Origin of the sequence: Proteus sp. TJ1640, assembly GCF_003144445.1 — a bacterium.
GTDB lineage: Bacteria > Pseudomonadota > Gammaproteobacteria > Enterobacterales > Enterobacteriaceae > Proteus > Proteus penneri.
The window spans coordinates 134250-155015 of sequence record NZ_PENY01000044.1; the positions used below are offsets into that span (position 1 = coordinate 134250).

The 20766-nt window shown below is 40.6% G+C and carries 26 protein-coding genes; all 26 read left to right on the forward strand.

From position 1 onward, the window contains the following. The first annotated feature begins 128 nt into the window (after positions 1 to 128). Complete coding sequence (locus tag DK861_RS17980; protein WP_036904926.1) at positions 129 to 398, forward strand: bacteriophage protein; 270 nt, start codon at positions 129 to 131, stop codon at positions 396 to 398. Continuing rightward, complete coding sequence (locus DK861_RS17985) at positions 398 to 868, forward strand: lysozyme (RefSeq protein WP_109400953.1); 471 nt, start codon at positions 398 to 400, stop codon at positions 866 to 868. The genes DK861_RS17980 and DK861_RS17985 overlap by 1 nt, the downstream gene beginning before the upstream one ends. Next, a complete protein-coding gene (locus DK861_RS18355) occupies positions 850 to 1008 on the forward strand; it encodes a hypothetical protein (RefSeq protein WP_204101285.1) in 159 nt (52 codons plus the stop codon). Before DK861_RS17985 ends, DK861_RS18355 begins: the two co-directional genes overlap by 19 nt. 2 nt (positions 1009 to 1010) lie before the next feature. Next, on the forward strand, positions 1011 to 1472 hold the full coding sequence (locus DK861_RS17990; RefSeq protein ID WP_109400954.1) for a lysis protein: 462 nt from the start codon (positions 1011 to 1013) through the stop codon (positions 1470 to 1472). Positions 1473 to 1542: 70 nt separating this feature from the next. Next, positions 1543 to 2139, forward strand: a complete 597-nt coding sequence (locus tag DK861_RS17995; RefSeq protein ID WP_162556795.1) for a hypothetical protein — start codon at positions 1543 to 1545, stop codon at positions 2137 to 2139. A 98-nt stretch (positions 2140 to 2237) separates the two neighbouring features. Beyond that, entirely contained in the window at positions 2238 to 2585 is a 348-nt protein-coding gene (locus DK861_RS18000) for an HNH endonuclease signature motif containing protein (protein ID WP_109400956.1), read from the forward strand. A gap of 213 nt (positions 2586 to 2798) precedes the next feature. Next, positions 2799 to 3272, forward strand: coding sequence for a phage terminase small subunit P27 family (locus tag DK861_RS18005; protein WP_087803123.1), 474 nt, complete (start codon positions 2799 to 2801; stop codon positions 3270 to 3272). Between the two features lie 3 nt (positions 3273 to 3275). Then, complete coding sequence (locus DK861_RS18010) at positions 3276 to 5009, forward strand: terminase TerL endonuclease subunit (RefSeq protein ID WP_109400957.1); 1734 nt, start codon at positions 3276 to 3278, stop codon at positions 5007 to 5009. Positions 5010 to 5018: 9 nt separating this feature from the next. Further along, a complete protein-coding gene (locus DK861_RS18550) occupies positions 5019 to 5198 on the forward strand; it encodes a hypothetical protein (RefSeq protein WP_109372933.1) in 180 nt (59 codons plus the stop codon). Then, positions 5198 to 6427: a phage portal protein gene (locus DK861_RS18020; protein WP_109400958.1), complete on the forward strand. Its 1230-nt coding sequence runs from the start codon at positions 5198 to 5200 to the stop codon at positions 6425 to 6427. Before DK861_RS18550 ends, DK861_RS18020 begins: the two co-directional genes overlap by 1 nt. Then, a complete protein-coding gene (locus DK861_RS18025) occupies positions 6405 to 7049 on the forward strand; it encodes an HK97 family phage prohead protease (protein WP_181879874.1) in 645 nt (214 codons plus the stop codon). The genes DK861_RS18020 and DK861_RS18025 overlap by 23 nt, the downstream gene beginning before the upstream one ends. Positions 7050 to 7062: 13 nt before the next feature. Continuing rightward, the gene (locus DK861_RS18030) at positions 7063 to 8271 is read left to right on the forward strand and encodes a phage major capsid protein (RefSeq protein ID WP_109400959.1); all 1209 of its coding nucleotides are present in this window, start codon (positions 7063 to 7065) and stop codon (positions 8269 to 8271) included. 95 nt (positions 8272 to 8366) lie between these two features. Further along, the gene (locus tag DK861_RS18035) at positions 8367 to 8675 is read left to right on the forward strand and encodes a head-tail connector protein (protein ID WP_088495899.1); all 309 of its coding nucleotides are present in this window, start codon (positions 8367 to 8369) and stop codon (positions 8673 to 8675) included. Then, entirely contained in the window at positions 8672 to 8995 is a 324-nt protein-coding gene (locus tag DK861_RS18040; protein WP_109400960.1) for a phage head closure protein, read from the forward strand. Before DK861_RS18035 ends, DK861_RS18040 begins: the two co-directional genes overlap by 4 nt. Then, complete coding sequence (locus tag DK861_RS18045) at positions 8992 to 9432, forward strand: HK97-gp10 family putative phage morphogenesis protein (RefSeq protein WP_109400961.1); 441 nt, start codon at positions 8992 to 8994, stop codon at positions 9430 to 9432. Before DK861_RS18040 ends, DK861_RS18045 begins: the two co-directional genes overlap by 4 nt. Beyond that, the gene (locus tag DK861_RS18050; RefSeq protein WP_109400962.1) at positions 9429 to 9764 is read left to right on the forward strand and encodes a hypothetical protein; all 336 of its coding nucleotides are present in this window, start codon (positions 9429 to 9431) and stop codon (positions 9762 to 9764) included. Before DK861_RS18045 ends, DK861_RS18050 begins: the two co-directional genes overlap by 4 nt. 65 nt (positions 9765 to 9829) lie before the next feature. Further along, positions 9830 to 10297, forward strand: a complete 468-nt coding sequence (locus DK861_RS18055) for a phage tail tube protein (RefSeq protein WP_109400963.1) — start codon at positions 9830 to 9832, stop codon at positions 10295 to 10297. Between the two features lie 2 nt (positions 10298 to 10299). Beyond that, positions 10300 to 10680: a phage tail assembly chaperone gene (locus DK861_RS18060; RefSeq protein WP_109400964.1), complete on the forward strand. Its 381-nt coding sequence runs from the start codon at positions 10300 to 10302 to the stop codon at positions 10678 to 10680. 41 nt (positions 10681 to 10721) lie between these two features. Then, a complete protein-coding gene (locus DK861_RS18065; protein ID WP_234566641.1) occupies positions 10722 to 10985 on the forward strand; it encodes a DUF4035 domain-containing protein in 264 nt (87 codons plus the stop codon). Between the two features lie 19 nt (positions 10986 to 11004). Then, positions 11005 to 14271, forward strand: coding sequence for a phage tail tape measure protein (locus DK861_RS18070; protein WP_109400965.1), 3267 nt, complete (start codon positions 11005 to 11007; stop codon positions 14269 to 14271). Between the two features lie 2 nt (positions 14272 to 14273). Continuing rightward, on the forward strand, positions 14274 to 14606 hold the full coding sequence (locus tag DK861_RS18075) for a phage tail protein (protein ID WP_069366999.1): 333 nt from the start codon (positions 14274 to 14276) through the stop codon (positions 14604 to 14606). Continuing rightward, positions 14600 to 15352, forward strand: a complete 753-nt coding sequence (locus DK861_RS18080; protein WP_204101286.1) for a phage minor tail protein L — start codon at positions 14600 to 14602, stop codon at positions 15350 to 15352. The genes DK861_RS18075 and DK861_RS18080 overlap by 7 nt, the downstream gene beginning before the upstream one ends. A 5-nt stretch (positions 15353 to 15357) precedes the next feature. Next, positions 15358 to 16065 (forward strand): C40 family peptidase, encoded by a 708-nt coding sequence (locus DK861_RS18085; protein ID WP_109400969.1) that lies wholly within the window; start codon positions 15358 to 15360, stop codon positions 16063 to 16065. Between the two features lie 78 nt (positions 16066 to 16143). Further along, a complete protein-coding gene (locus tag DK861_RS18090; RefSeq protein ID WP_109400967.1) occupies positions 16144 to 17007 on the forward strand; it encodes a tetratricopeptide repeat protein in 864 nt (287 codons plus the stop codon). Between the two features lie 53 nt (positions 17008 to 17060). Then, on the forward strand, positions 17061 to 17654 hold the full coding sequence (locus tag DK861_RS18095) for a tail assembly protein (RefSeq protein ID WP_239452203.1): 594 nt from the start codon (positions 17061 to 17063) through the stop codon (positions 17652 to 17654). 19 nt (positions 17655 to 17673) lie between these two features. Then, the coding region (locus DK861_RS18100) for a phage tail protein (protein WP_109400968.1) at positions 17674 to 20766 on the forward strand (3093 nt) is incomplete at its 3' end.

Sequence of the window (20766 nt, forward strand, 5' to 3'; positions counted from 1 at the left end):
ACCGAAGTAAATCAGCCATTCCTCCGGTTAATTACATTGGGCTGACCTATCACTTTAACTTAAGTTTAATGTTTTCACGTTTAACTTACTCACATTAATCATCAACGGACACTCCGTAGGGGGTGTATATGCGCATGGAAAAATTGACCAATGCTACCTACGGAACAGCTGGCTTAACTGCCTTTTTTGCAAGTCTTTCACTTTATGAATGGGGGTTTGTAATAGGGATGGGATTCAGCATGCTCCTTGGATTAGCAACTTACTTTATGACACAGCGAGAACAACGGAAACGAACAGCGTTATTTGCTGAATTAGTTCATCGAAATTGTTCTAGTGATCCGCAAGACATAGAAAAGATAGTTGGCGAGATGCTGACTAAAGCTAAAAAGGACATTTAATGAATCTAAAACAGAAGGTAGTAGCAGTTGCAAGTGCTGGTGCGGTAAGTATTGCGATAACAGTGATTGGTTATTTTGAAGGTGTTCGCTATGAACCTTACCGAGATGTTGCAGGTGTTCTGACGGTTTGTTATGGCCATACTGGCAAAGACATTATTCAAGGTAAGACATACACACAGCAAGAATGTGACGAGTTACTTCAGAAAGACTTTATCAGAACGCAACAACAAGTTGATGTCCTGGTTAAAGTGCCGGTAGATGATAAAACAAAAGCCTCCCTATATTCCTTTGCTTTCAATGTGGGTACCACAGCATTTGCACGCTCTACATTACTAAAGAAATTAAACGCAGGTGATCAGTATGGCGCTTGTGAAGAAATGAAGCGCTGGGTTTATGCGGGTGGAAAAGTGTGGCGAGGGCTAGTCAGTCGTAGAGATGCGGAGTCAGCACTATGTCATGGAAACCTTTAATCATCGTTATCAGCTTTATCCTCGTATTACTTATCACGGTTGCTGGTGGCATTTATCTCTCAATTGATAATTCATGTGTTAATGATAAAGCCAGTTTAGAAAAGCGCTGTCAGATAGCTCTCTCTCATTATCGGTACTAATTATGAAGCATTGGAAACTTTACATTGTCATTGTGATAATGGGTATTGTTGCTGGTGGTTGCGTTCTGATTAATGCACAAGCGAAAAGAATTAATGCACTGACAGAAAAAAACAAAGAACTTATGTCCACACTCGAAGAGCAAAAGGCTATCAATGCTGACTATCAAGTTCGCATAGAGCGACTAAATCAACTTGATACAAGACACATACAGGAGCTTGTTAATGCAAAGAATGAAATTAGTCGCTTGCGTGATATTAGTGAGCGTAATCCTGAGCGGGTGTACATCAAAGCCAACTGTCCAAAGAGCACCAGTAATCCCACCACCAGCATGGATGATGCAACCACCGCCCGACCTACTGAGACCACTATCCGAAATTATTGGTTACTCAGAGAGCGAATTGCAGAGTCAGAGCAAGTGATATTAGGGCTACAAGATTATATTAGAACGGAGTGTGTGCAATAAAGTTGTATAGTTAATTTATTCATATATATTTTAAATATAAATAATATATTGGAAACTTATGGTTAGCTATATGAACATTTTTGATGAAAAAAGTATTAAACTAGTTGGTTGGACTGAGGGGGAAGGTAATTTGATTTCCCTAAACGATTATCTTTATTTTGACATTAATTTTAAAAAGGAGATAGCTACTGAAACAGCCGAATTGTTTGAACTGGCATTTTCATCAGAACCTACTAAGAATTATAGGTTTTTTTATGATTTATTGTGGTGTTTTTTGGAAAACCAAATAAGAAAAGAACGTTATCATACATCAACTTCTTTTTGGATTTTATCAGAAATAATTAAACGTAATAAAATATTAATTGGGCATTATGAGAGAGTTTTCTATTATAGTGATAACTTAATAGAAAACAAAATTATTACACCTCGAATTTCACCTGATAGAAAAACCCTAACAATTGGATTTAATTTTAGTGGTTATACCCTTGATGATATTAGTGAAAAAAAAATGTTAAAGTCCAGCTTGGATTTTTTAGAAAGTAGTATTGATTGGATTATAAAATTTATTCAGAACAATCCTGATGTACTGAATAAAACTAAATATATTAAAAAAACTAATGGGATTCTAGTTAGCGAAAAGGAATTAAGTATAATTTACACATTATAATCAAGATGCTAATTATCAATATGAAGATAGCTACTCGAAGCACTTTTATTAAAAGGCTTCGGTGTATTGCCGTATAGTCAGAAGTAAAAGAAATAATCATGCCACCTCGAATACCAAGAGCGTGTCGTAAACAGGGATGCGCCAAGACAACAACAGAACGTAATGGTTACTGTGAAGATCATCAAAACCTAGGGTGGGAAACCCACCAGCGCGGTCAGTCTCGTCATCAACGTGGGTATGGTACCAACTGGGATAAGTTACGAGCACGTATACTCAAGCGTGATAAGTATCTATGTCAGGAGTGCCTAAAAGCTGGGCGAGCAACCGAAGCCAAAACAGTTGACCATATCATTGCTAAAGCACATGGAGGTACCGATGCAGAAGATAACTTACAAAGCCTGTGCTGGTCCTGTCATAGAACTAAGACAGCAAAAGAAAGAATCTAATGTTAAACCTAATATATTGATATATAACAATTAAATAAAGTTATAAAAATATTTAATTTCATATTGAAATTATAATGCACAGAGAGGAGGGGCGGGTCAAATCCCTACCACTCTCGCCACCTAGGACCGCCCCCTTACCTCTTTTCACATCACCGCAGGTTAGAAAACTTTTTTTGGGGAACCCCAAGCGATTATTGATAGGAGATTTCTATTATGGCTGGACCGCCTAAAACCCCGTCACATCTGCAATTAGTGAGGGGGAACCCATCAAAACGACCGATTAATAAAAAAGAGCCAAAGCCCCCCTCAGGGGTACCCCCAACTCCGAAGTATTTTGATAAGCGGGGAAAGTATTGGTTTAAACGAATAGGGGAAGAATTAAACGCATTAGGTGTGATGAGTACACTTGATGCTAAAGCATTAGAAATGTTGGTCGAAGCCTATGTTGAGTATCGACAACATTGCGAGACACTCGATGAAGAAGGTTATACATACGATGTTATGTCATCGATGGGGGATAAATTAAAAAAAGCTCACCCAGCAGTCGCTATGAAATCTGATGCATGGAAACGTATTCGCGCCATGTTAAGTGAATTTGGTATGACTCCCGCTTCTCGAGCAAAAGTCACTATGAACACTCCCGCCGAAGAAGATCCTTTTGAGGCATTTTTGAAAAAGCGCAAATGATGAATGGCAATCGTAGCAGATGGAATTCAGTACGCCGAACAGGTGGTTGCTGGAGAAATTGTTGCGTGCGAACTGGTGCGTTTAGCGTGCCAACGGTTTTTGAATGATTTAGAGCATGGGCCTGAGCGTGGCATCTATTTCATTGAAGATCGCGCACAGCACATACTCGATTTTTACAATTTTATTCCTCATGTCAAAGGGGCATTAGCCGGTAAACCCATTAATTTAATGCCTTGGCATGTATTTATCTTAATTAATATTTTTGGCTTTGTTATTCCGTTAATTGATGAACAAACGGGTAAAGAAGTTATAGATGAAGATGGTGATGTTGTCTTTGTCCGTCGTTTTCGCACAGCTTATAACGAAGTTGCACGTAAAAATGCAAAATCCACATTGTCATCAGGTATTGGGCTGTATATGACCGGTGCCGATGGTGAAGGCGGTGCCGAAGTTTACTCAGCAGCTACGACGCGTGATCAGGCTCGTATCGTATTTGAAGATGCGAAGAATATGCTGAAGAAGTCCAAAGCGACATTGGGACGTTTATTTGAGTTTAATAAACTCGCTATCTATCAAGAAAGAACCGCCTCTAAGTTTGAACCGCTTTCCAGTGATGCCAATAACCTTGATGGTTTGAACATTCATTGTGGCATTGTTGATGAATTGCATGCACACAAAACTCGTGATGTATGGGATGTATTAGAAACCGCCACCGGTGCGCGTCTGCAGTCTCTTCTTTTTGGGATCACCACAGCTGGCTTTAATAAAGAGGGGATTTGTTACGAACTACGGGATTACGGTATTAAAGTGCTTCGTGGCCAAGTGGATGATGACTCGTTTTTCGCGATTATTTACACCTTAGATAAAGGCGATGATCCTTTTGATGAGAACGTGTGGCAAAAAGCGAATCCGGGTCTCGGTGTTTGTAAGCGCTGGGATGATTTACGCCGCCTAGCCAAGAAAGCCAAAGAGCAGGTTTCTGCACGGATTAACTTCTTCACTAAACACATGAATATTTGGGTCACGGCTGAATCTTCATGGATGGATATGATGAAGTGGGATAGTGCGCCTGAACTCGCATCACAACAGGAATTACAAACTTATCCGTTATGGGTCGGTGTTGACCTTGCTAATAAAATTGATATTTGTGCGGCAGCTAAAGTATGGAAACAACCTGATAACGGTCATGTTCATGCTGATTTTAAGTTTTGGTTACCCGAAGACCGGCTTGAGCGTTGCTCTAAACAAATGGCGGAACTCTATCGCAAATGGGCCGATATGGGGTATCTCACGTTAACCGATGGTGAAGTTGTTGATCATGCTCAAATTAAAGAAGAAATTATTGAATGGGTGACGGGTGAGAACTTAAACGAACTGGGTTTTGACCCATGGAGTGCGACACAATTTAGTTTGTCACTCGCTGAAGAAGGGCTACCCCTTGTTGAGGTTGCTCAAACGGTTCGTAACTTTTCCGAATCCATGAAGGAGATTGAAGCACTGGTTTATGCAGGTAAGTTTCATCATGGCCAACACCCTGTCATGAACTGGATGATGTCGAACGTTACGGTTAAACCAGACAAAAACGACAATATTTTCCCTAATAAATCCACACCCGAGGCAAAAATTGACGGCCCTGTTGCACTATTTACAGGCATGAGTCGATTATTGGTGAATGGTGGAGATCAGGAACAAAACCTCTCTGATGTCCTCGCTTCTCGAGGCTTACGCTCTCTCTAAGGAAATTTAATGAAATTTTTAACAATAACAGCCTTATTGGTTGGGATTGCGGGTGCCTTTTTGTTGTCATGGGGCGCTTGGTTAATCTACCCACCGATAGGGTATATTTGCGCGGGTTTACTGTGCCTTTTATGGTCATACCTTGTTTCAAGAGCGCTTGGACAACCTAGAAATAACAAGGAGGAATAATGTTTTTTCCTGGGTTATTTCAGAAATCTCAGAAAGAGATGACCTCATCAGAACTGAGTGAGTTAATTGGATTGACTTATGACACTTATTCTGGTCGAAGAGTGAGTACACAACTCGCTATGCAACTGACTTCTGTATTTAGTTGTATTCGTGTTCTTGCAGAATCGGTAGGGATGTTGCCATGCTCTTTATATGAACAATTAGAAAGAGGAAATAAACGCGCCACCAAAGAACGGTTACACAAATTACTGGCGGTTAAGCCCAATAATTACATGACACCACAAGAGCTTTGGGAACTATTAATTGCCTGTTTGTGTTTAAGGGGGAATTTTTATGCTTATAAGGTGTACGCCTTAGGCGAAGTGGTTGAATTACTACCTCTCGATCCTAGTTGTGTCACGCCAAAATTAAATAGCCAATGGGAGCCTGAGTATCAGGTGACATTTCCAAATGGTAAAAGTGAAACACTGACACAGCAAGAAATCTGGCATGTACGGATTTTTACTCTTGATGGTTTAGTGGGGTTAAGCCCAATCGCTTATGCACGTCAGGCTATTGGTTTGGGATTAGCCACCGAAGAGCATGGTTCGCGTTTGTTTGGAAACGGTGCGGTGACAAGTGGTGTATTACAAACGGATCAATATCTAAAAGATGATGCTTACGAAAGACTGAAATCTGACTTCGGTGAACGGCACCAAGGGTTAGCCAATGCACACAAACCGATGATTTTAGAAATGGGGTTGAAGTGGCAACAAATCAGTTTATCGGCTGAAGATGCGCAATTTCTTGAAACACGAAAGTTTCAGTTAGAGGAAATTTGCCGTATTTTTCGTGTTCCTCTTCATATGGTGCAAAACACCGATCGCGCCACATTCAATAACATTGAAAACTTGGGTATTGGTTTTATTAACTACTCACTTGTTCCCTACCTTATTCGTATAGAGCAACGTATTAATGCAGGGCTAGTAAAAGCCAGTAAGCAAGGGACTTTTTATGCCAAATTTAATACTGGTGCTTTATTACGTGGTGACATGAAATCGCGATTTGAAGCCTACTCAACAGGCATTAACTGGGGGATTTATTCGCCTAATGAATGTCGTGAACTCGAAGAATTAAATCCTCGTGAGGGTGGTGATATTTATCTCACACCGATGAACATGACCACTAAGCCAGAAACCCAAAAACAAGAGGAGAAAGCGCATGCCGATGATGACCAAACAACGGCTTGATGTGCCATTGAAAATTAAGTCTGTTAGTGACTCTGGCGAGTTTGAAGGCTACGGCTCCGTTTTCGGGGTAAAAGACAGTTATGCCGATATTGTGATGCCGGGGGCTTTTCTTAATTCCCTGAGTCAGTGGAAAGAAAAAGGTGCATTACCTGCCTTACTTTGGCAACACCAAATGGCTGAGCCTATTGGTATTTATACCGAAATGAGAGAAGACAGCACCGGACTCTATGTAAAAGGGCGCCTGTTAATTGATGACGATCCTTTATCTAAACGTGCACATGCTCATATGAAAGCCGGATCACTCTCCGGCCTTTCTATTGGTTACATTCTTAAAGATTATGAATATGACCGCAGTAAAGATGCCTTTCTACTGAAAGAAATCGACCTATGGGAAGTCAGCTTAGTGACATTTCCTTCCAATGATGAAGCGCGAGTCAGTGATGTGAAGTCGGCATTTGCTCGTGGTGAATTACCCACACAAAAAAGTATTGAGCGAGTCCTGCGCGATGTTGGGCTTTCGCGAACACAAGCCAAGGCTTTTATGGCCAAAGGCTACGATGCACTTTCTCTGCGTGATGTTGAGCAAGAAGCATTAGAAACATTGAAATCTATTTTTAAATAATAAAGGAAAAATTATGGCTATTGATCATAAAGACGTCAGTGAAGTTGCGCAGGAATTAAAAGGTCAGTTTGATGAATTTAAAAAGTCGAATGATAAACGTATCGATGCGATTGAAGCTGAAAAAAGTAAGTTATCAGCAACCGTTGATACCTTAAATGAAAAATTATCAGAGCTGGATGAATTAAAAAGCAATTTAGAAGCGGAACTTGCTTCAGTAAAACGTCCAGATGGTAACGTGACGAATAAAGATGTCTCTAAGCATAAAACCGCGTTTGAATTATTTGTGCGTAAAGGTACAGATGATGGCCTTGCGGAATTAGAGCGTAAAGCAATGCAGGTCGGTTCAGATCCTGACGGCGGTTATGCGGTACCCGAAGAACTGGATCGTAATATCATTACGGCATTGCGTGATGAAGTGGTTATGCGCCAAGAGTGTAATGTGATTACGGTTGGCACAGAGAAGTTTAAACGCCTGATTAATCAAGGTGGCACTAATAGTGGATGGGTGGGTGAAGTGGATAAACGCCCTGAAACCAACACATCAAAACTCGCCTCTATTGAGCCTGTATGGGGAGAAATTTACGGCAACCCTGCTGCTACTCAAACTATGCTTGATGATGCCTTTTTTAATGTTGAGCAATTCATCACCAGTGAGTTAGCCACAGAATTTGCGGAGCAGGAAGAAGCGGTATTTACCCACGGTGACGGTATTAAAAAGCCTAAAGGCCTGTTGGCATACGGCAGTGACGATAAAGGCGATAAAGAGCGTGAGTGGGGTAAGTTACAGCATTTGTTATTGAAAAAACCGACAGAAATCACCGCGGATGAAATCATGAAATTGATTTACACCATGCGAAAGGTTTATCGTACAGGTGCTAAATTTATGATGAATAACAATACATTATTCCAAGTTCGTACACTGAAAGATGCTCAAGGTAATTATTTGTGGCAACCCGGTCTGCAATTAGGGCAACCTTCAGCATTATTAGGGTATGGTATTGCAGAAAATGAGCAATTTGCTGATGTCTCTGCTGATGCTGTGCCGATTGCTTTTGGTAACTTCAATCGCTGTTACACTATTCTTGATCGTATTGGTGTTCGTATGTTACGTGACCCATACACCAACAAACCGTTTGTCCATTTCTATACGACGAAACGTGTTGGCTCTATGTTGGTTGACAGTAATGCTGTGAAGTTACTGAAAGCTGGAGCCACTAAATAATCTGAGTTTATGTATCTCAGTTTCATAGATACCGCTTAATTGCGGTTTTTTTGTGCCTGCGATCGGGATAGGTCGCAGGATTTATTGGAGGTTTCATGGCATTTCCAACTATCGATGAATTGAAACGCCAATGTTATATCGATGGTGATCAGGATGATGATTTACTTCAACAAAATCTATCATCAGCGATAGCCGAAGTGGAAAGATTAACAAACCGAAAATTGTATGATGATGAAATACCTGAAAATGATCATTATGGCTTACTTCTTTCCGAAGATATAAAAATAAGGCTCATGCAAATGGTTGGTTTTTGGTATGAGAATCGTGAAGGTCAATCACTCCCCGAGTCGCTATGTAATGCATTGCGTGAATATCGTATCAGACCCATGCGAGGGCAATCATGAAAGCAGGAAGATTGCGTCAAACTGTCATATTTCAACAGAACGTACCCATTAAGTTACCTTCAGGGCAACTTAAAAAAGAGTGGATTGATATCGCTTCAGTGCGGTGCGAAGTAAAACATCTTTCTGGTCGTGAACTGATATCCGCTAATGCTGAAATGTCAGAGGTTACTGTTAGAGTGTGGATGCGTTATCGACCCGACATTAACAGTACCTGCAGAATGGTTTGGCGTGAGCAAATTTATGACATTCAGTCAGTCATCCCTGATGAGAAATTGACTCGATTAGAATTGCTATGCAAACAAGGAGTTAAACAATCATGAATTTGGATTTCTCCGATCTACTCGACTTATCAAGAGAGTTAGATGTTTTAAGTCGAGCTGAAAGTCATCAAGCGATGCGAAAAGCAACTAATGCGGCCGCAACGTTATTACGTGATGAAATCAGAACGTCAGCACCACGAAAGACGGGAAAATTAGCACGAAATATAGTGACCCGTAATCACAGAATGCGCAATAAAGGCGAGGTTTCTTCGGGCGTTTATGTTCGAGGGAGTAACGCATCAGGCACAAACAGTGATACCTCTATGAAAAGTGATCATCCTAACAATGCCTTTTATTGGCGCTTTCTTGAAGAGGGCACTTCTAAAATGGCGCCGAAGCCTTTTATACGTCCCACTTTTGATCGTGAATCGGATAAGGCAGCCAATTTAGCCATTAGAGAATTAAATAGAGCGATTGATGAGGCGCTAGGAAAATGACAGAGGCGGATATCTACGCAATTTTATCACCCGTATTACCTGATAAAGTTTTTCCGTATATTGCTCCACAATCAAGCCCTGCAATAACAGCGCCTTGGTGTGTCTTCTCTTTGTACGATGTCAAAGGCGATGTACTGAAGGGGAAAGCCGAAACGATGACGAATATTCAGGTTGATGTTTATGCCGATACGATTGATGAGGCGAGAAAGCTTCGCTTGTTATTTGCTAATGCATTAACAAAATTAAGCCCTGTTGAAATTTCAGAAAAACAAGGCTACGAGCCTGATACAGGATTGTTTAGAGCAACATTTGAATGCCAAGTTTGGCAATAGCATCGCCTTATTATTCACACTAAAGCCACCTTCGGGTGGTTTTTTTATGCCAATAGGAAATGATCATGTCTAGTAAATATGAAAAAACACAAGGCACTAAAATCAGTGTCTCGAAATTACCCGCAACAGAAGTTAACCCTGCTGATGCGGTATTTTTAGGGATTTCTTGTTCAACAAAAGAGATCAGTTATACCGGTGGGCAGAAATCAGATATTGATGTCACCACGCTCTGCTCTGAGGAGCAAGAAGTTACCAATGGATTATCCGCACCTGCAGAACTCACCATTAATGGTAATTTCACCGATGATGAAGGACAAGAAACATTACGTACCGCGTATGAAAATGATGAAGTTCATGCCTTTAAAGTGGAGTTCCCTTCGGGGATTGGCTATGCCTTTTTAGCTGAAGTGCGTCAAAACAGTTGGAGTGTTTCTACTTCGGGTGTGGTTTCTGCTTCATTTACCCTACGTTTAAAAGGTAAATCTAAGTCGATTAAAAACGGGACTGTTAATTTAAATAAAGGTAGCGAATAACCATGAAAAAACCGTCATTAAAATCACTGGCTTTAAGTGAAAAGAATGCCTTTCGCACAAAGAAAGTGAATGTTGCTGAATGGGAAAATACGGTTGTCATGCTTCGTGAGCCGTCATCACCTGCGTGGATGAAATGGCGTGAAATTATTCATCATGATAATGCAGAGGATGAACATTCGTTATCTGACATTGAAATTGCACAACGTAATTTACGTGCCGATGTTGTGATGTTTATTGATGTGTTGCGTGATGAAAACGGGGATGTTGTTTTTGATGAATCAGACATCAACGATGTGATGGCTATTTATGGCCCTGTGCATTCTCGTCTATTAAAACAAGCGCTCGATTTAACTATTTCGGTTGATGATGCAGAAAAAAAGTAGCCCAGCCTGATACTTTCTTTTTAATGACATTGGCGCTCCGCATGGGGCGCACTCTTGATGAACTCACTCGCCAAATGAGCTTGAGTGAACTTCGGATGTGGATGGCTTTTGATCGCATTAATCCCATCGGTGATATTCGTAGTGATATTCAAACAGCACATCTCGTTTCTTCTATTTATCACTCTCAAGGCGGTAAATGCACGCTTTCTGATGTGCTTTTACGGTGGGATCCCAAAGCAACCCAAGAAAGTGATGATAGTTCTAATGGGTTAGAGAATTTCTTTCAGTCTATTTCAGAAAATTAATTATTTTTGCGAGGATAAAATGGCAAAACTGCGTGAACTGATTATTAAAATTTCTGCTAATTCTTCCTCGTTTCAATCTGAAATAGCGCGGGCTTCGCGTATGGGAGAAAACTATTATCGGATCATTGAGCAAGGCGGGCGACGTGCCAGTGGCGCATCTCGTGAAATGCAACGCGCCATCCATGATCTAAATGGTGAGTTATCCTCCATTAAAAATACCGTATCAGGCGTTGCGGGTGCATTTGCAGGGGCTTTTGCAACACAGCAACTTATCAATTATGCAGACACATGGAGTCAACTCAGCGGTCGATTAAAATTAGCGTCTACGTCGATGGAAGATTTTAAACAAGCACAGCAAGAGTTAATGACGTTGAGCCAAAGAACGGGCACATCGATTGCAGCAAATACGAATCTATACAGCCGTGTTGCACAATCCATGCGTGATGCGGGTTATGCCTCAAGTGATGTTGCGAAAGTCACCGAAACCATTGCTACCGCATTAAAGCTCTCTGGCGCCAGTGCTGAAGAAACCAGCTCTGTTATTACACAGCTCAGTCAAGCATTAGGTTCGGGTGTTCTTCGCGGTGAAGAATTTAATGCCGTCATGGAAAATGGTGGGCGATTAGCAAAAATGCTGGCTGATGGTATGGGAACGACGATTGGTGGTCTGCGTGAAATGTCGCAAAGCGGACTACTCACGATGGATAAAATTGTTCCTATCCTGACGAATACGCAACAGTTACGTGCTGAATTTGAGCAATTGCCAGCCACGGTAAGTGGGTCTGCACAGAAGATTGAAAATGCGTTCATGGCATGGATTGGCAATGTTAATGAAACATCAGGTGCTACTCGCACACTATCAACCGCAATGGAGGGGATCGCTAACAATATTGATGGCATAGCCTCTGTTTCTGGTGTGTTAATTGGTCTAGGTCTGGCTCGTTATTTTGGTGGGTTAACAACAAGTGTGGCGAATGCCACCATTGGGGTTGCGCGTGCAACAAAAAGTGAAATAGCCCACGCTCAAGCTCAATTGCAAGGTATAAAAATATCAACGGCTAGAGCAAGGGCAGCAGTCTATCGTGCTCAACAAGCAAGGTTAGCAGCACAAAGTGTTGAGCAACAAGCATTAGCTGAGCGCCGATTAGCGTCCGCGCAGGCAACGTTAAATAGAAATATTGCAGCTAGACGGACAGCACAATCAAATTTAAATAGAGTAACTTCTGTTGGAAGTCGCCTTCTTGGTGGAACTGTGCGTTTGTTAGGAGGGATCCCTGGACTCCTTCTTGCAGGGGCTTCTACATGGTACATCATGCATCAAAATCAAGAGGAAGCGAGACGTTCTGCTATGGAGTATGCGGAAACAATAAATCAAGTTCAGGCAAGTTTGAAAAAAATGTCTCTTCCTGATGTTTTAGATAATCAAGGGAAAACGAATAGTTCTTTAATAGAACAAAATAGACTGATTGAAGAACAGAAGCAAAAAGTAAGTGACTTAGAAAAGAACATTAGAGGATATAAACAACTTTTAGCCTCTCCTGGTCCGAAAATGGGTGATTTCATGATAAATCATCTGTCCAGTGAGTCAGAAGTCGTTAAGCAATTAGAGGATGCCGAAGCTAGCTTGCTCGCGGAGCAAGAAAAACTCCTGCAAATGCAGGAGAAATCGACAGGAATTCAGTCTGCATTAAAAAACATTGAAGAACAACGAGTATTCTTAATTCGACAACAGGCTTCAGAGCAAAACAAAGCCCATCAAGCCTTGTTGTTTATGAATGCTGAGCAAACGAAGTTCAATCAGATCATGAATATTGGTAACAATATGCTCGCTACTCGGCAGGCACTCGTCAATATTCCTATGCGTATTCCTAATGCACCATTAGATGATAAACAGCAGACGCTAATAAATAACTCTGAGCGAGATAAAATCCTATCTTCATTAACGGGTGAAGCTAGAGTTATTAAACAGGCCGAATTTTCTGCCGATGATGTGGGGTTAACCAACACGCCAGAGCATGCCGAAAATCGTCAGAAGTATATTAATAACCTAGTGACTGCTTTTCAAAATCGAGAAAAGCTAAATGAATCTCTTAAAACAGGAAAAGCAACACAAAGCGCCTATGAAAAAGCGCAAAAAGAAGCTGAAAGAACCGCAGAACAATATGAGCGGAAGATAGCAGATTTAAGTGTGGCAACAGAGGTTCAGAAGGTTAGGGCTTCACAAGGCGAAAAAGCCGCCTCTCTTTATGCAGCATCACATGAAAATGGGGCTAAATGGACGGATAAGCAAAGAGAAGCAATTGAACGTTCGTCTGTTGCGCTCGCAGAATGGACGCAAAAAGCAGATGATGCCGTCAAAAAGCATCGTGATATGGAAGACGCTCGCAAAAAACTGCAAGAAGCCACAGTCAAATTTAACGATGAAGCTACGTTAGCGACTCAAACCAATAGCATGAGTTCAAGAGAAAAAAGCTACTTTGAAGAAAGCCAGCAAATAGACCGTATCTACAATGAATCTGCAAAGAAAACAGAAGATATTGAAGCCAGATCTAAAGCATTAGATGCATTGGAAAATAAATATCGGAGTATTGCTCTCGCTGAATCTGACTGGACCGCAGGAATAACACGTGGAATGAAAGATTGGGTTCAAGAAAGCAGTAACTACGCTACTCAAACAGCCTCTGTTGTTCAAAATGCAATGGGAGGGATGGTTGACACGATCAGCGATAAATTAAATGGTAATAAAGCCAGTTGGAAAGATTGGTCTGTTAGCGTGTTGAAATCTATTCAGAATGTGCTCATTAATGCGGCAGTAGTGAATAGCCTTAATACAATGGCTGGTGCTGGTGGTTGGATGGGTGCTGTTGGTGGATTTTTAGGTGGTGTTGCCCACGCTAAAGGTGGGGTACATAGTTCAGAAAGCCTTGGTTCTTATAGTAATCAAATCGTTAGCTCACCCACGTATTTTGCCTTTGCTAAGGGGGGCGCGCCTAATCTCGGACTCATGGGTGAGGCAGGGAGTGAGGCTATAATGCCATTAACCCGAACTGCAGATGGCAACTTAGGGGTTAGAGTTGTTGGTGGTAATAATCAGGGCGCTACTTCAGCACCTCAGGTTTACATTACCATTGACGGTAACGGTAATTCAGAAACTCAATCAACGAATGGATTCGAGCAGTTTGGTGCGGAGATTGGCCGATTTGTTGATAGTCGTTACCGAGAGTTAATGTCTAAAGATATTAGGCCGGGTGGTTTAATTTGGAATGCAACTCGAGGAGGCCGTTAAAAATGGAAACATTCACTTGGTGTCCACGTATAAACCCGACTGAAGATGTCTCTTACAACACAAGGAAAGTCAAGTTTGGGGATGGTTATGAACAAGTTTCTGGCAATGGTTTAAATTCACGTAGTCAGAAATGGGCAATGGAGTTTGTGGGTGATGATAATTACATTTCAGCTATCCGTCACTTTATTGATAAACACGCAGGAATAAAGTCATTTTTCTGGAAACCGCCTCTTGAGCCACTTGGATTGTATCGTTGTGATGAACACAAACTCATTCCGAACGGTGCAGGAAATTACACCCTTTCTTTGGTTTTTATTCAGGCATTTAAATCATGATCACAGCCGATTATCAAAAATTAGAGCCGGGCAATACTGTCCGGCTTTTTGAAGTTGATGGTACAGAATTTGGTGTTCCTAATATTCTGAGATTCCATGCATACAATATTCCTATCACGGAAGAGGAAATGCAAAAGTCTAAAGGAGAAATAGAGGCTAAGTCCATTTGGTGGCAAGGGAATGAATATGGGGCATGGCCAGTTCAAATAGAAGGGTTAGAGTCCTCCACAACGGGATCTAGCGCTAATCCTAAACTATCAGTGGCTAATTTAGATAGCTCAATAACCGCATTATGTCTGCATTATGATGATATGTTGAAAGCAAAAGTGATTATTCACGATACACTTTCTCATTATCTCGATGCAGAAAATTTTAGTGATGGGAATGCTTCTGCAGATCCTACCCAAGAGCGAGTATCTGTCTTTTATATTGATAGTAAAAGTGCAGAAACAAATGAATTTGTTGAATTTACACTGGCGAGTCCAATGGATTTACAAGGTGTGATGATACCTACTCGGCAACTACATTCAATGTGTACGTGGTGTTTACGTGGGCAATATAAATCGGGAGATGGGTGTGATTATGCAGGGCAAAATGGTTATTTTGATAAACAGGGTAATCCTGTTGACGATCCATCACTAGATAAGTGCAGTGGTTTATTGAAAACGGGGTGTGTGCCTCGATTCGGTAAGAATAATCCTCTTCCTTTTGGTGGTTTTGTCGGAACCTCGTTGTTACGGAAATAATAATGATGCAAAAGAAAATACGAGAGGCGATATTTTCTCATGCAAAAAAGGAATATCCCAAAGAAGCATGTGGCGTTATCGTACAAAAATCCAGAGTAAAGACGTATTTACCTTGCGTAAATGTAGCTACAACACCTCAAGAACACTTCGTTATTTCTCCTCAAGAATATGTATTATGTGAAGACCAAGGTGTCGTTATTGGTATTGTTCATAGTCATCCAGATGCCACGACTCAACCTTCTGAGTTAGATCAGGCTCAATGTGATGCACTGGGTATCCCTTGGTATATTGTCAGTTACCCCGAGGGGGATTTTCGTGAAATTCTTCCTCGAGGCGAACTTCCTCTTATTGGCCGTCCATTTGTGCTTGGTTTTACGGATTGTTGGGGGCTAATAATGAGTTATTTTAAGCAAACACATAATATTGTATTACCTGACTATCGTGTTGATTATCCATGGTGGGAGCAAGGTGAAGATCGCTATATGGATAATTGGCAAGAAGCGGGATTTGTGAAAGTAGAAGGTGAACCACAAACAGGTGATATGGTAGTTATGCAGGTTCAATCCAATGTTGCAAATCATGCCGGTATTATTCTGGATGATAGTATGTTGTTACATCACCTTTATGGGCGATTAAGCCAACGAGTTCCTTATGGTGGTTATTGGCGAGATAGAACAATTGTTGTTTTACGCTATAAATCACTAATTAAATAAGTAAATTATAAATACGCTTTTAATTATTCACATACATGAGTAGCATTGTTAAATGCTTATTTTTACTGAGGTGTGATGGTGAGTGTAAACAATTTATTGAATATGGCAGATAATGCATTGAAATCATTTAATTATAATGAAGCTTTGGATTATTATAATAAAGTATTGGAAATATCACCTTCCAATGAAATGGCATGGTTTGGCAAGGCAGAATCTGTTGGGTATTTATCATCAGTTGATTTAGCAAAATTTTCTGAAATGGAAAATTGTTTCAACAATGCAATTAAGTTTTCTAGAGATCCTGATTTCATAAAGAAACAAAGCGCCAACTCTATTAATCTTATTGTATCTTTATATTATAAAGAGTGTAAAAAATACGCACAAAAATATATTCATTTAGATGGGATATGGGATAATTTTATACAACAAAGCTTAGGCGCTATATTAGCATTAGAAACTGCACATTCTTACTATAAGGAAAACACATCAATACTTATTGAGATTGTTTCAATATGTACGGAAAATATAGAAGGGATGCCGTATGTTGAGAATGGAAAATCGAAAGTTGCATATATAACTAGTGAGCATGAAAAAAAACTTAGGGATTTAATTGAAGTTTACGGTAATGAAATAAAAAAAACAGAACCAAACTACAAAATACCAAACCCAAAGAATATAAAAGAAAGTAATTCATGCTTTGTTGTAACAGCAACGATGGGTAATGAATATAATGTTTTTGTTAGTGAATTAAGGAAATTAAGAGATAAAATACTTCTAAAAAGTAAAGTAGGATCTAAATTTGTTAGTTGGTATTATAAAGAGAGTCCAAAATTAGCAAAATTAATACAAGAAAAAAAACTCCTAAGAAGTATTAGTTTTATTTTTATAGTGCTTCCTTCTTTTTTAATATCAAAGTTTATTTTTTTAATAAAGCGAAAATAGTTTTTACATCTTAAATATAACCCGCCAAGTGCGGGTTTTTTTATGGAGTTTCTATGCAAAAAGAAAAAATGGTAACAATAGAGTTAAGCGGAATATTAGGCAAAACATTTGGTAAAACTCATCAGCGCATAATTACGACAACATCAGAAGCAATCAGGGCACTTTGTTGTACCTTAAATGGATTTGAACAGTATTTAAATACCAGTAAATCACGTGGATTAACATACGCCGTATTTAAAGGGAAAAAGAATATCGGTGTTGATGATCTTAATTTCCCGATATCAGAAGAAATTATTCGTATCGTTCCCATTGTGGTGGGGAGCAAAAGAGGCGGTGTTTTTCAGACTATTTTTGGTGCCGTCCTTGTTGCTGCCGCTATATGGCTACCTTGGGGTTCCGCATTATGGGCCAGTAACCTTTTATTTGCTGTTGGCGCATCAGTCGCTATCGGCGGTGTTATCCAAATGCTTTCACCTCAGCCAAAAGGCCTTGCAATGCAAGATCAGGGTGAAAACAAACCTTCGTATGCATTTGGCTCTCCTACTAATACCGTTTCTCAAGGTTACCCAGTGCCAGTGCTCTATGGCGAAAGAACTATTGGTGGCGCCATCATTTCTGCAGGTGTTTATGTAGAAGATCAGCAATAAATCTATTTGGAATAATCTAATGAGAAAAACAATTCACGGTCAAAAAGGCGGCGGTGGTAGTCCTCGTGTGCCTGTTGAGCAACCTGATGATTTACAATCTATTGCTAAAGCAAAGTTACTCATTGCCTTGGGTGAGGGAGAGTTTGCCGGAGAGTTAACGGCACAAAATATCTTTCTTGATGGCACACCGTTAGAAGACACTGAAGGAAATGCAAATTTTAGTGGTGTGACGTGGGATTTTAGACCAGGCACACAAGCACAGACTTATATTCAAGGATTACCTAGCGCTGAAAATGAGATCAATGTTGGCTCAACGATTTCGAGTAAAACACCGTGGGTTCACACATTTACCAATTCACAATTATCGGCTATTCGGGTTCGTCTAAAGTGGCCTTCATTATTCAAGCAAGAAGATAATGGGGATTTGGTGGGTAATGAAGTTAAATACACTATTGATTTACAAACCGACGGTGGTAGCTGGAAAACTATTATTGACAGTGCCGTGAAAGGAAAAACGACATCAGGTTATGAGCGAGCACACAGAATTGATTTACCTGAATCGACAACATCATGGTCACTACGTGTTAGAAAAGTTTCTAATGATGCTAATAGCAGTAAAATCGGTGATACGGTTGTTTTGCAAAGTTATACTGAAGTCATTGATGCTAAATTCACCTATCCTCACACAGCGTTACTTTATATTGAATTCGACTCTAAACAATTCAACGGCTCTATTCCGCAAATAACGTGCAAACCGAAAGGGCGCATAATCCGAATACCTTCAAATTACAATCCTATTGATCGCACCTATACGGGGGTGTGGGATGGTTCCTTTAAATGGGCATGGACCAATAATCCCGCATGGGTTTTCTACGATATTGTTATCTCTGATAGATTTGGTCTTGGACAACGAATAAATCAACAACAGATTGATAAATGGGAGTTATACCGTATAGCGCAGTATTGTGATCAATTGGTACCCGATGGAAAAGGTGGTGACGGCACAGAACCGCGTTATGTTTGTGATGTTTATGTGCAAGATAGAAATGAAGCGTATAACGTGTTACGTGACTTTGCCGCCATCTTTCGAGGAATGACCTATTGGGGTGGCGGTCAGATTGTGACATTAGCGGATATGCCTCGTGATATTGATTATAGCTATACCCGAGCTAATGTCATTGATGGCAAATTTATTTATTCAAGCAGTAGCAGTAAAGAAAAGTATTCCACAGCATTGGTTTCGTATTCAGATCCGCAAAATGGATATGCTGATGCAATGGAGCCAGTGTTTGAAGCTGATTTAGTTTCTCGGTTTGGGTTTAATCAATTAGAAGTTACCGCAATTGGTTGCACCCGACAAAGTGAAGCCAATAGAAAAGGGCGCTGGGGAATACTGACAAACAATAAAGACAGAATGGTGACATTTTCTGTCGGGTTAGATGGGAACATTCCGCAACCCGGTTACATTATCGCTGTTGCTGATGAGTTGTTGTCAGGAAAAGCCACTGGCGGTCGAGTAAGTGCCATCGATGGCAGAAATATCACGTTAGATCGCGTTTCAAGTGCTGTGAGTGGTGATCGCTTAATTCTCAATCTTCCTTCAGGGCAATCGCAAGCAAGAACGATACAAACAGTATCAGGGAAAGTGATCACGGTTACAACGGAGTACAGTGAGACACCAGAGACAGAATGTGTTTGGGTTGTCGAATCAGAAGAGCTGTATGCGCAACAATATCGCGTTGTTAGTGTTACAGAAAATGAGTCTAATCAATTTACTATTACCGCCATTCAGCATGATCCCAGTAAATATGAACACGTTGATTCTGGCGCATTGATTGATGAAAGGCCCATTAGTGTTATTCCTCCTAATAACCAGCAAGCTCCGAAAAATATTGTCATCGACTCTTACTCCATTGTAAGCCAAGGCGTTAGCATCGAAACGATGCGAGCACAGTGGCCACAAGTTGAAAATGCAATCTCTTATGAAGCGCAATGGCGTAGAAATGAAGGCAATTGGGTCAATATGCCTCGTAGCTCCATTAATTCTATTGAAGTTCCTAATGTTTATTCAGGTCGATATTTAGTTCGTGTCCGAGCCATTAATGCTTCTGAGATCTCAAGCGGATGGGGATATTCTGACGAAAAAACGTTAACCGGAAAAATGGGTAACCCACCCAAACCGGTTAACTTTAGAGCGTCGCCATTAGTATTTGGCATTAAGTTAGATTGGGGATTTGGTGAAAACACCAGTGATACGTTAAAAACTGAAATCCAGTACAGCAAAACGAATGACGGTGAAGGACTGATGCTGTTATCTGATGTTCCTTACCCATCTAAAACCTATGAAATGGCGGGTTTGTCAGCTGGTGTAGCGTTTTATTTTAGAGCAAGGCTGGTGGATAAAACTGGTAATCAATCTGAGTGGACTGAGTTTATTCGAGGAGAATCGGAGTTTGATGTAGGTACGATATTGCCAGAGCTTGATGGACATTTCATGTCATTTGAAGCCGGCCAGCAACTCGGTGAACGTTTAGATTGGAATGCTGAGACAGCGCTCATTCTTAGTAACGCTGATTCCCAATTATCACGCAGTTTGTTAGTGAAACACGGTCAATCACAAGCTGGAATCAAAGAGCTATGGCAAGTCCGTGCAACGGATAACGAAGCATGGGCACAGGAAGTTAAAGAAATTTACTCTGCTGTTGGTGATAACAAATCTGCAATTAAAGAGACTCAAACGTCAATTACCAAACTTGACGAGGCTTTTGGTCAGCGATTTACTGAAATTCGTACGGAAATAGATAAGGCTCAGGCAGATATCATTTCAAACTCTACTGCCATCTCTAACACAGATAAGGCTTTTGCCGAAAATAAAACACAAGTTCAAGCTAAGTTTGATAAACAAGAAGGTATGATTCAGGAGAAGATGCAAGCTACGTTTGAGCAGTCTGGCGACGGCGTTGTCACCCATTCCATTAATATCACGATTGTTCATAACAATGTGAAATACAATGCAGCAGGACAAGTAATTAGCGCTCAAGTTAAGAATGGAAAGCTCGAATCATTCTTTGGTTACAATGCGAATAACTTTGCTTGGTATAACCCTGCAAAT